The sequence below is a fragment of the Microbacterium sp. genome (assembly GCF_035554235.1).
Lineage (GTDB): Bacteria > Actinomycetota > Actinomycetes > Actinomycetales > Microbacteriaceae > Microbacterium.
The window spans coordinates 1-10,759 of the sequence record NZ_DATMIO010000245.1; the positions used below are offsets into that span (position 1 = coordinate 1).

Annotated in this window: 10 protein-coding genes; 7 read left to right on the forward strand and 3 right to left on the reverse strand. The window is 65.6% G+C overall.

The window, feature by feature from the left end; genetic code table 11:
* From VNT50_RS12420 to VNT50_RS12430, 3 genes are all read right to left on the reverse strand, one after another.
* Positions 1-240: hypothetical protein (locus tag VNT50_RS12420; protein ID WP_325485428.1), on the reverse strand; the 240-nt coding region annotated here is incomplete at its 3' end.
* A gap of 25 nt (positions 241-265) precedes the next feature.
* Positions 266-1,201 carry a VOC family protein gene (locus tag VNT50_RS12425; RefSeq protein ID WP_325485429.1) on the reverse strand — a complete coding sequence of 312 codons (936 nt, stop codon included), beginning with the start codon at positions 1,199-1,201 and terminating at the stop codon, positions 266-268.
* An 18-nt stretch (positions 1,202-1,219) separates the two neighbouring features.
* A complete protein-coding gene (locus tag VNT50_RS12430) occupies positions 1,220-2,266 on the reverse strand; it encodes a fumarylacetoacetate hydrolase family protein (RefSeq protein ID WP_325485430.1) in 1,047 nt (348 codons plus the stop codon).
* A gap of 309 nt (positions 2,267-2,575) precedes the next feature.
* On the opposite strand from VNT50_RS12430, the gene VNT50_RS12435 reads away from it, so the two are divergent.
* From VNT50_RS12435 to VNT50_RS12465, 7 genes are all read left to right on the forward strand, one after another.
* On the forward strand, positions 2,576-3,925 hold the full coding sequence (locus VNT50_RS12435) for an aminomethyl transferase family protein (protein ID WP_325485431.1): 1,350 nt from the start codon (positions 2,576-2,578) through the stop codon (positions 3,923-3,925).
* A 622-nt stretch (positions 3,926-4,547) separates the two neighbouring features.
* Complete coding sequence (locus VNT50_RS12440) at positions 4,548-5,321, forward strand: DUF1028 domain-containing protein (protein ID WP_325485432.1); 774 nt, start codon at positions 4,548-4,550, stop codon at positions 5,319-5,321.
* Between the two features lie 100 nt (positions 5,322-5,421).
* Positions 5,422-6,945: an ABC transporter substrate-binding protein gene (locus VNT50_RS12445; RefSeq protein ID WP_325485433.1), complete on the forward strand. Its 1,524-nt coding sequence runs from the start codon at positions 5,422-5,424 to the stop codon at positions 6,943-6,945.
* Between the two features lie 87 nt (positions 6,946-7,032).
* Positions 7,033-7,971 carry an ABC transporter permease gene (locus VNT50_RS12450; RefSeq protein WP_325485434.1) on the forward strand — a complete coding sequence of 313 codons (939 nt, stop codon included), beginning with the start codon at positions 7,033-7,035 and terminating at the stop codon, positions 7,969-7,971.
* 107 nt (positions 7,972-8,078) lie between these two features.
* The gene (locus tag VNT50_RS12455) at positions 8,079-8,894 is read left to right on the forward strand and encodes an ABC transporter permease (RefSeq protein ID WP_325485435.1); all 816 of its coding nucleotides are present in this window, start codon (positions 8,079-8,081) and stop codon (positions 8,892-8,894) included.
* Complete coding sequence (locus tag VNT50_RS12460) at positions 8,891-9,808, forward strand: ABC transporter ATP-binding protein (protein ID WP_325485436.1); 918 nt, start codon at positions 8,891-8,893, stop codon at positions 9,806-9,808. The genes VNT50_RS12455 and VNT50_RS12460 overlap by 4 nt, the downstream gene beginning before the upstream one ends.
* Before the next feature lie 17 nt (positions 9,809-9,825).
* The coding region (locus tag VNT50_RS12465; protein ID WP_325485437.1) for an ABC transporter ATP-binding protein at positions 9,826-10,759 on the forward strand (934 nt) is incomplete at its 3' end.

The window sequence follows — 10,759 nt, forward strand, 5'->3', positions numbered from 1 at the left end:
CCCCAACGCAGCATGCGCCGTATCCAGGAACACCTCCCCACCCGCAATCCCCGCAGCCAAACTCGCCGGAAACAGGGCGAGCGCAAGCGAGCGAGCTCGATCGGGGGTTGCCCCCGTCCTCTGCAACACCAGCGCATACGCACGGGCAAGGTCGATCACCCGACCCTCGTCCGGCAGGACAGCGACGACGCGCAACTGCTCGCCATCCGGCGTCGGAACCGCAATACGACCCAGTTTCATCGGTGCTCCTCCTGCGTGCGGCCGATCATGATTCCATCCATTCCGTCTCCCACGTGTGCGGAGGCTGAGGCCCCCACATGTTCATGTGGTACCAGGGCTCATGCCCGGCGGGAGTCGGCGGGTAGTCGAAGCCGACCATCTCCATCGAACTGGTGATCTCGATCCGGTTCTTGAAGGGATCACGCAGGTACATCGAGAGCATGTTTCCCTCGTGGTGCCGAATCGGGCCGTACTCGGCCGCCATCTTCGTCACGACGAGGTTGTCGAGAAGCTGCCAGAAGTCCACTTCATCGACCTCGAGCGCGACGTGGTGCACACCGTGCTGGCCGGTGAGGATCGCGACCTGGTGGTGGTATTCGTTGACGCGCAGGAACTGGATGAAGTACCCCTCCGTGCCGGGCAGCGTGACGAAAGTACTGCTCCGGAAGCCCAGAAGCCCGAGGAAGTCCGTCATCGCCTTTACGTCCGTGGTGCGCAGCTGCAGATGGCTCGTCCGCACATCCAGGGCGCCGGGGCGGTACTCCCCCTCAACCGGCCCGGCAGGGGCGTCCGCGTCGGGATGAATGACCTCGAAGGCGTGGCCGGTCGGCACGGTGACACGCAGCGCGTCCAATGCGCCCGGCCGCGTCGTCGCGACACCGAGCGCGGTCCGCGTCTTGGCCTCGTCGAGCTTGGTGGCGATCGCTTCGAACGCCTCGGCGTTTCGCGCGCGGAAGCTGACGTAGTCGAGTCCGGTGCCGCCTTCGGAAAGGCCGAGCACGATGCGACCCGTGACCGGGCTCGCCAGGAACGCGCGGCCCGCCGAGCGCTCCACCTCCACGAGGCCGAGAAGGCGCCGATACCACGCGACGCCGACGTCGAGGTCGGGGACGCGGATCACCGTATGGTCGGTGCCCGCAAGCGGGCCCTTCCACTGGAGGGATGCGGGAGTGTCTTTGATGGGGTGTTCAAAACGCGGCATTGCGGAGTCCCTCTCAGATCATGATGCGGTGGGTTCGTAGGGCGGCAACCCGAAGAAGGGTGCACGCCCGTCGGCGTCTTCGGCGACGACGCGATGGTGCTGACTGCCCAGACCGGTGATGCGGATGTCGACCGTATCGCCGTCCTGAAGGAAGTGACCATGGAACGCGCCGTTGCCAGGGGGCGAGCCCATCATGAGCAGGTCTCCGGCAAGGACGGGCAGACGTTCGGACGCGTACGCGAGGTACTCCTCCGGCGAGAAGATCATGTCGTTCGCGGGCCAGTCCTGCTTCGTCTGCCCATTCACGTCCAGTTGGATCACCAGCCCGCCGCGGTCTTCGATGAACTGCTTGGGCACGACGAACGGTCCTACCTGCTTGAACGTGGGACTCTGCTTGGCGATCCAGTCGGCGTTCCACTTGATGTCGGTGCGGCTGTACAGATCTCCCGTGTGCATATCGTTGCCGATGGTGTACCCGGCGATGTAGTCGCCCGCCTCCTCCGGAGTCGCGTACCGCGGCAGCCCACCGGCGATGACGACGGTCAACTCCGCCTCCCAGTCGTGATTGGCTCCGACCAGGGGAAGGACGATGTCATCGACCGGACCGACCTGAGAGCCATGGGTGGCCATCCATATGAAGGGCATGCCCTTGGCGCGCTTCTCGGTAACGAATGCGAGGTTGCGCTGGTAGAAGTCCTCGTCGCTCTCACCGGCTCGGCGTGACTCCTGATAGTTGCCCTCGTTGAAGGTGTACATCTCGGCGGCGTGCTGACGATAGTTCGAGCCGGCACAGAAGATCTGCGGCCGCACCGTCGGGGGCAGGACGTGGTGTTCCGTGATGGGCGCGCCGAGCGCGCCGGCTCGGGCACTGACGAGCTCGAGCTCGTCGAAGCTCCGCGGCCAGTCCCCGTACAGCGCGTCTTGATCCGGAAACTGTCCGGAGATGTCGACGACGTCTCCTCCGGGCCTCACGAGCGCATTGAACGAGCGACCATCGCCGTTGCGGAGACGTGCGAGCCCGAAGGTTCCCTCCGCGAGGCCGGTGACGGAATCGATCTCAGACATCTGGTTCCTCCTCTTCGCCTTTGAGAGTGCCAATCGGACTCTTCGGCGAGTCGCTGTCCTGATTGCGATCACACGATAGCACGATACGGTACGGCTCGTACCATGTTCGTGCGACCGCCCCACCGGCTGCCCACTCCCCACGATCTCCCGGTCGTCGCTCGTCCACCGCGGTGTCCCTTGACGCCCTCCGAAGCATCCAATACTGTACGTATCGTGTTCGGTCCTGGCGCATTTCAATGAGGAATGCCGCTCGTGAGCATTACGCGTCGCTGCATCGCAGCAGCGGCGAATCAGAGAGGAACAGAGACGATGTCGCTGCAGGATGCCATAGATCAGGCGGAGAATCCGCTGGAGTTCATCAGGGCGAACAACTTCGATGTGCGAGGTGCGTTCGCCTACCCTGCGGAGTACACCAACTGGCGCGACGAGCAGCGCGCCTGGGCCGAGACGGCGGTGCTCTTCAACCAGTCCTTCCACATGGAGGATGTCTTCATCTCGGGTCCCGACATGCTCCGGCTCCTGTCCGACACGTCGGTCAACAGCTTCGCCAACTTCCGGCCCGGGATCGCCAAGCAATTCATCGCCGTGAATGAGGAAGGGCAGCTCTTCGGCGACGCGATTCTGGTGGCATTGTCGGACTCAGAGGTGAACATCGTCGGTCGCGAATGGGCGCTCAACTGGCTGAGGTATCAGGCGGAGAAGGGCGACTACGACGTCACCATCGAGACCGAGCCGGCGATCCGGGGCGCGGGCGGATCCAAGCGGCTCTACCGCTACGAGGTGGAGGGCCCGAATGCCGAGAAGATCCTTCAGAAGGCTTCGGGCGAGGACTTCCCGCACATCAAGTTCTTCAACACCGGCATCCTGAACATCGCAGGGCACGAGGTCTGGGCCCTGAACCACACGATGGGTGGGGTGCCCGGTCAGGAGTTCTCCGGGTACGAGATCTTCGGCCCGACCGAGGACGAGGACGACGTCATCAACGCGATCCTGGCCGCCGGCGAGGAGCATGGCCTGCTGCGAGGAGGCGCCCGCGCCTATCTCTCCGCGGGCATCGAATCCGGCTGGATGGGGGCAACCGGAGTGCCCGCGGTCTACGCGTCGGAGTCGCTCAAGGAGTACCGCGAGTGGCTGCCGGCCTTCACGATCGAAGCGGTCTCCGTCGGCGTCGCCTCGGGTAGCTACGATCCCGCCACGGTCGAGGGGTACTTCTGCAACCCGTGGGATCACGGGTTCGGTCACGTCGTCAAGTTCGACCACGACTTCATCGGGCGGAAGGCTCTCGAAGAACTGGCGAAGAATCCCCCGCGGCAGAAGGTGTGGCTGGTATGGAACCCAGAGGACACCGAGCGGATCGTCGTGCAGTCCGAGCTGGATCACCCGAACGCGCCCAAGATCCTGCCGTTCCCTTCCGATGTCGGCCACGATCAGATCCTCATCGGCGACCGGCCCGTCGGAGTCACCGCGTTCCACGGCTACACCGTGAACCTGGGCGGGTGGGCATCGCTGGCCTCGGTCAACACCGCTGATGCGGTCGACGGCACCGAGGTCGAGATCCTCTGGGGGGATCGCGACGGAGGTGCACGGAACCCGCTCGTCCCCATGCACACGCAGACGCGGATCCGCGCGCGAGTGTCCGTCAAGTCGCCCATCGCCTGACCCACTCGGCAGGCGCAGAGCCCCTCGGGAGGGGTTCTGCGCCTGCCGGCCGAATCTTCCGGGCGGACCGCACACGCAGTGCTGCACAGCGCCGTGCGCACCGCTCGGTCACGCCGTCGACCTGCGGCACCGCCTACCGCCGCATCCTTGACGCCCTCAGCCCCCATCGACGACTCGCCCGGGTGGGGAGTTCAGTACGAGGCGCGGCCCGCACGCGTGATCGCCCGCTTCGGCGACCTGACGCTGAGTGCGGATGCCGCGCTCAGGCCGGTCAAAACGCGGCCGCCCCTGGCCGGCAAGCCGCCCGGCGGTCGCGCCGCGCGGCGGCCACCGAGAACTCCTCGCCGGCGCCGTTGCCACCGGCCCTGAGCGACGCGCCCGCGACTGAGCCACGACGTTCCACCGAGGTCTATGGTGTCACCGTTGATGACATCCTCCGTGGAGCCGGCGATGCACGCCGCACCGAGCCCCTCGCCGAGAAAGGGCAGTCCACTGCGCCGCCGGGGTGGGAAAGCGCCTCGCCCGCCGCCCCGAACGGGCGCTGAGATTGTGACTCCGGCGAAACAGAGCTGTAACATAGAAAAGTTACCTTTAGGAAAACAGACCTACGTATTGGACGGAAATGACCTTCACAATTCTGGCGGTCTCGCCGGCAACAGGCGAGCACGGATTCGCGCAGACGACGAGCACCCCCCTCATCGGCAACTGGTGCACCGCGATCGTCCACAACAAGGGAGTCGTCACGGTTCAGGCCGCAGGCGATCCGCGTCTGCTTCGCCTTGCCGTCGCCCTCATGGAGCAGGGGAATCCGCCTGCGAAGATCATCAAGGACCTCGATGAGAGCGATGACTGCCTCGGTCGGCAACTTGCCGTGATCGACGTCGCGGGCCGTTCAGCCGTTCACACCGGCCCCGAGGCGTGGGAGACGGCCGGCGAGATCGTGGGACCGGACTACGTCGTCACGGGCAACACCCTCGTCGGCACGAATGTGCTCACAGCGATGGCTCGCGCCTTCGAAGAAAGTGCGGGACGTGATTTCGCCGATCGACTGGTGGCGAGCATCGAGGCAGGCCGCGACGCCGGGGGGCAGCCCGACGGGCAGACCTCCTCACAGGTCCGTGTTGCCAATCAGACGGCCGAGAGTCTCAATCTGCGCGTCGACCTGCATCCCGAGCCGGTGGGGCACCTGCGCAGACTCCTGGACTGGTACCAGCCGCTCCGCCCCTACTACGACGCGTATCGCCTCGACCCGCGTACTGAGACGTTCTCCTTGGATCACTGGGAGGCTCTCGCCGAGAGTGGACAGCCCTTCTTCCCCGCCGATGGCGGGTGGACGGCGGCAGATGTCGAGGCGCGCACCCAACTGGTGCTCGATCTCAGCAAGAGCGACTCGTGATCACAGCGAACGAGCCTCCCGAGAGGCAGTTCGTGTTCTGCCCTGCACCACAGCTGCGACTCACTATCCGAGTGAGCGTGTTCGAGAGAGGGTTCCACCAATGGCTTCATCGTTGAGGATCGGGGCGGCGTCGGCCGCGTTGATCGCGGTTCTGGTCACGGCGGGATGCGCGGCGTCCGGCTCGCCGGATTCTTCCGGCTCCGAGGGAGGATCGATCAAGATCGGGCTCGGTCAACCGTTCAACACGTTCGACTTCGACAGCTTGACCAGCGTCGCCGACTACCAGTTCGCGAAGGAGGTCATCGAGCCGCTCGTCGTTCCCAACGACGCGGGCGATGATCTGCGGCCCGCGTTCGCAGAATCGTTCTCGTACGACGAGACCGGCACCGTGCTGACGTTCGAGATCGCGAAGGACAAGACCTTCAGCGACGGCACTCCGGCCACGTCGGCGGATGTCGTGTTCTCATACAACGTCTGGAAAGACGGTGGCGCCGGGCCGCTGTTGTCGGTGGTCACTTCGGTGGAAGCGCCGACTCCTCAGCAGGTGGTGGTGACTCTCGCGCAGCCGAGCAGCTCGCTGCTGTCGGTGCTCAGCTGGGCCAGCGAGGGTGTCGTCAAGGAGGACTTCGGCGGCCTCACCCGGGAGGAGTACTTCCAGGACCCGATCGGCACCGGCCCGTACACGGTGGATTCCTGGACCCCGGGCGGGACCGTGGTGCTCACCAAGAACGACACCTACGTGGGCGAGGTGGAACCGACCCTCGACACAGTGACGCTCGAGTTGATCGATGACCCGAACCAGCGCACGCTGCAGTTCACCTCGGGTGACCTCGACATCGTCGAGGCGGTGACACCCGAGATGGTGTCGCAGTTCGACGCGGACGTGCTGAGCTCCTCTCCGGCCGCCGGAAACACATCGATCTACTTCAACACCGCCTCGGGCCCCTTCGCCGACGCGAACCTGCGCAAGGCCGTTTCCCTCGCGATCGATCGTGAGGCACTGGTCGAGAGCGTCTACGCCGGTCAGGGCGAAGCGGCTACGTCGATGCTGCCCCCGAACCTGCCCGGATCGGTGAGCTGCGTCCCCTGCGACTACCCCACCCGCGATCTGGATGCGGCCAAAGCCGCGCTGGCCGCATCCGGCTACAACGGCGAGACCCTGACCCTGGGGGTGAACTCCACTACGGGACGCAACATCCTCGCCGCGCAGGCCATCCAGCCTATGCTCGCCGAAGCCGGGATCACGATCGCGATCGACCCTGCCGACCAGTCGACGATGGTAGACAATGCGATCGCCGGGACATACGAGTTCTCGATCCACGACTACTACGCGACGTCGCCGACGCTGAACGACCCTCTCAGCTTCGACTACCAGACCGACGGCTTCTGGACCCACATCGATGGCGCACAGTTCCTCGCGTCCTACAACGCCGTCGACCTGGCCCGCACCCCGGAGGAGATGGAAGCTGCCGCCCTGGAATTCGAGGAATGGAGCTACGACACCATGTGGGCCACGCCCGTCGCCAGCGTCAACTCGGTCTTCGCCGTGAAACCCCGGGTCCAAGGCATGGTCGTCAACCCGATCTCGCTCTACAGCCTCAGCAACATCACCGTCACGAACTAACCCCCGACGACAACGATCCGGCGGTGCGGTGGGAAACACCCACCGCACCGCCGGGTCCGACCGCCAGATCGATCAGGGAGCCAGTGCATGCTCAGGTACTTCGCTTCACGGCTCGTGCAGGCCGTTGTCGCCGTCTTCGCCGTCGTACTCGTGACGTTCGGGCTGTTCAAGCTCGTGCCCGGAGACCCGACGATCAACATCCTCGGGTCTCGGGCGACACCCGAAGCGAGGGCGGCTCTCAGCGAGAGGCTCGGCCTCAACGACGACATCTTCACCCAGTTCTTCCGCTATTCCACGCGAGTGCTGACCGGTGACTGGGGAGTGTCCAACAAGTCCGGGCAGGATGTCGGCGAGATCCTCATGTCGCGAGCCGGATCGACGGCCGCCCTGGTCGTGTCGGGAGCCGTTCTCGCGGTCGTCGCCGCTCTCGTCCTTGCAATTGTGACGGCGACCAGACAGAACGGTCGGCTCGACCACTCCGTGCGCATCCTCACCCTGGTCGGCCTGTTCCTCCCGACCTTCTGGATCGGGTACGTCCTGATACGCACCGTCGCGATACCCACCGGCTGGTTCCCGGTCTCGGGGCTCTCCACGGCAAGTCCTGGAGAATTCATCAGATCGCTCGTGCTTCCGTCAGTGACACTCGCCATCGGCCTCACACCGGTGCTGTTGCGCTCCCTGCGATCGTCGATGATCGCGACACTCAACTCCGAGCACGTCGCAGCGGCCCGCACCCTCGGTCTCTCGCCCGCACGCATCATGCGACGTCACGTCTTCCGCAATTCGGTCACCCCGACGATCAACCTGCTCGCCACCGCCCTGGGGTTCCTCCTGTTCGGCGTGGTCGTGCTGGAGACGACGTTCGACATTCCCGGACTCGGGTCTGCGCTCGTAAGCGCCGCAGCCCAGAGGGACATTCCCGTGCTGCAAGGGGTCACCGTGGTCTTCGCCATCGCAGTCGTCGTCGTGAACCTCTTAGGAGACCTGGCGACGGCTCTGCTCGATCCAAGGGTGAAACTGTCATGACATCGACGACGACACTGACAACAACAACAACGACGACGACACCGACAACGACGACCTTGCTCGGACGTTTCTCACGCGGAAGCGGGCCCAGGCGCACACGTCTGCGCTTGGACCGCAAGGGCAGGATCGGCGTCGGCATCCTGGTCGCCTACATCCTCATCGCCATCGTCGGGCCGTCATTCACGCAGGACCCGCTGCAACAGAACCTTCTCAACAGGCTCGCCTTCCCCTCCCCCGAGCACTGGCTGGGCACGGACGCGCTCGGCCGCGACGTGCTCGCGCGGATGGTCTCGGCGACCCAGCTCGATCTGCGGTTCGGTATCCTCGCGATGCTCGTGCCGCTATTCATCGGCACCACGTTGGGGACGTTGGCGGGTACGCTGGGCGGCGCGGTCGATGCCGTGATCATGAGGATCGCCGATCTCGTCCAGAGTTTTCCGGTCATCCTGCTCTTTCTGGGCGTTGCGGCTGCAAGTACCCGGACCGAGAGCTACTTCCTCCTCGGCCCTGGCGAGTTGCCGATCCTCATCGTCTTCGCCCTCGTCGGCTGGGTCGTCTACGCCCGTCTGGTGCGAGGGGAGATCCTGCGCGTGAAGGGCATGGATTACATCGCCGCAGCGTATGCGGGCGGACTCTCCCGCCCACGGGTGATGCTCCGGCATCTGCTTCCGAACGCGATCAGTCAGACGGTCGTCTATGCCGTCGTGGATGTGGGATTGGCCGTGCTGTCGATGGCATCGATCTCCTACCTCGGTCTTGGCGTGCCCGCTCCCATCCCGGAGTGGGGATCCATGATCAACGAGGGGCAGGTGTACCTGGCGGTGCAGTGGTGGCTGGTCGTCGCCCCCGGGCTCGCGATTGCAGGCCTCGGCATCGGCCTGGCATTGATCGGCGACAGCCTGGACGACGGGAGCAGTTCATGAATGTGCTGACCGTGGATCACCTGCGCCTGGGGACGGAGCACGGAGTCCCCGTGAAGGATGTATCGTTCAGCGTCGGCGAGGGCGAGTGCGTGGGCATCGTGGGCGAGTCCGGGTCGGGCAAGAGCCTGACCCTCCGTGCGATCGCGGGCGTACTCCCCGTAGGCGTGCGGGTCGTTTCCGGAGAGCACGATGTCAACGGCAGGTCGGCGATGGTGTTCCAGGAGCCGATGACGACCCTCAACCCGACGATGCGTGTCGGTGAGTTCATTGCGGAAGGCCCTCGTGCCCGTGGCGTGTCGAAGGCGGACAGCGTCCGACGCGCCGTCGAACTACTCACCGAGGTGGGGGTGCCCGACCCTGCAACCAGGGCACGGGCATGGCCGCACCAGCTCTCCGGGGGCCTGCGGCAGCGTGTGATGATCGCCGCTGCTCTCGCGGTCGAACCGGCCATCCTCTTGTGCGACGAGCCGACGACGGCGCTCGATACGACCGTGCAAGCCCAGTTGCTGGCGCTCGTCGATCGGCTGAGGGTGGAACGCGGGATGTCCGTCGTCTTCGTATCGCACAATCTCGCGGTGGTCTCGCGCGTGGCTCAGCGGGTGATCGTCATGTACGCCGGTCGCATCGTCGAGGCCGGACCGACGAGCGAGATCCTGCATCACCCGGCACATCCCTACACCCAGGCTCTCATCGCAGCGATTCCGACCGAGAATGAGCGAGCCGGCGACCTCACGACGATTGCAGGTGCTCCGCCGGATGCCAGCGCACTGATCGAGGGGTGTTCATTCGCCGCACGGTGCCCGCTGGCGCAGGAGACCTGCCGGACCGTCCTGCCGCCGACCGTGGAGGTCGGACGTGGGCATGCTGCGGCCTGCCACCTGGTGACGCCGGCTGATCGTGAGGTGCTGGTATGACCATGGATCGCCTGAGCGTGTCTGATCTCCGTGTGGAGTTCGCCGTACGATCGCAGCGGAAAAAGGTCCGCCTCCGAGCGGTCGACGGTGTCAGTCTCACCGTGGCTCCCGGCGAGATCCTCGGCGTCGTGGGCGAGTCCGGTTGCGGCAAGTCGACGCTGGCGCGAACGATCGCGGGGCTCACCGCTCCGACGGCGGGGTCGATCAACCTCGAGGGCGCGTCGATGTCGGGCAAGCGTTCGATCGATGACACTCGCGCCATTCAGATGATCTTCCAAGACCCTGGGGCAAGCCTGAATCCGCGGATCACGGTGGGCTCTGTCTTGACGGAGGTCTTGATGACCCACCAGCTCGTCGAGCGGTCGACGGCGCGAGCCAGGGTGGACGAGCTTCTGCATCTGGTCGGCCTGCCCGAGCGGGCCTACGACGCGCTCCCGAGGCAGCTCTCGGGCGGCCAGCGGCAGCGAGTGGGCATCGCTCGCGCGCTGGCGGTCGAGCCGCGTCTGCTCGTCGCGGACGAGGCCATCGCCGCCCTCGACGTCAGTGTCCAAGCCGCGATACTCAATCTGTTCGCCCGTCTCCGGAGTCGACTCGGGCTGTCGATGATCTTCATATCGCACGACCTCGGTGCGGTCCGCTCGCTCTGCGACCGGGTGGCCGTGATGTACCTCGGCCAGATCGTCGAGATCGCCCCTGTCGAGGAGCTGTACCAGAACCCCGGGCATCCCTACACGCGCGCTCTCATCGCCGCGAACCCTTCCCTGGACAACACTGCGGCGATCGCACCTCCGCTGAAGGGGGAGCCGCCCAGCCCGATCAATGTCCCGACCGGATGCCGATTCCATCCGCGGTGCCCGCTCGCCACGGAGACGTGCCGCACCGGGGTGCCGCCCGTGCGGGAGCGCCCCGATCACAAGACCTCCTGCCATAGAGCGTGGGAGCCGGCGCCGG

Excerpts from the sequence above, each read along its gene's own strand:
- VNT50_RS12425 (WP_325485429.1), bottom strand. The coding sequence starts at position 1,201 with ATGCCGCGTTTTGAACACCCCATCAAAGACACTCCCGCATCCCTCCAG.
- VNT50_RS12430 (WP_325485430.1), bottom strand. The coding sequence starts at position 2,266 with ATGTCTGAGATCGATTCCGTCACCGGCCTCGCGGAGGGAACCTTCGGG.
- VNT50_RS12450 (WP_325485434.1), top strand. The coding sequence starts at position 7,033 with ATGCTCAGGTACTTCGCTTCACGGCTCGTGCAGGCCGTTGTCGCCGTC.
- VNT50_RS12460 (WP_325485436.1), top strand. The coding sequence starts at position 8,891 with ATGAATGTGCTGACCGTGGATCACCTGCGCCTGGGGACGGAGCACGGA.
- VNT50_RS12445 (WP_325485433.1), top strand. The coding sequence starts at position 5,422 with ATGGCTTCATCGTTGAGGATCGGGGCGGCGTCGGCCGCGTTGATCGCG.
- VNT50_RS12440 (WP_325485432.1), top strand. The coding sequence starts at position 4,548 with ATGACCTTCACAATTCTGGCGGTCTCGCCGGCAACAGGCGAGCACGGA.
- VNT50_RS12435 (WP_325485431.1), top strand. The coding sequence starts at position 2,576 with ATGTCGCTGCAGGATGCCATAGATCAGGCGGAGAATCCGCTGGAGTTC.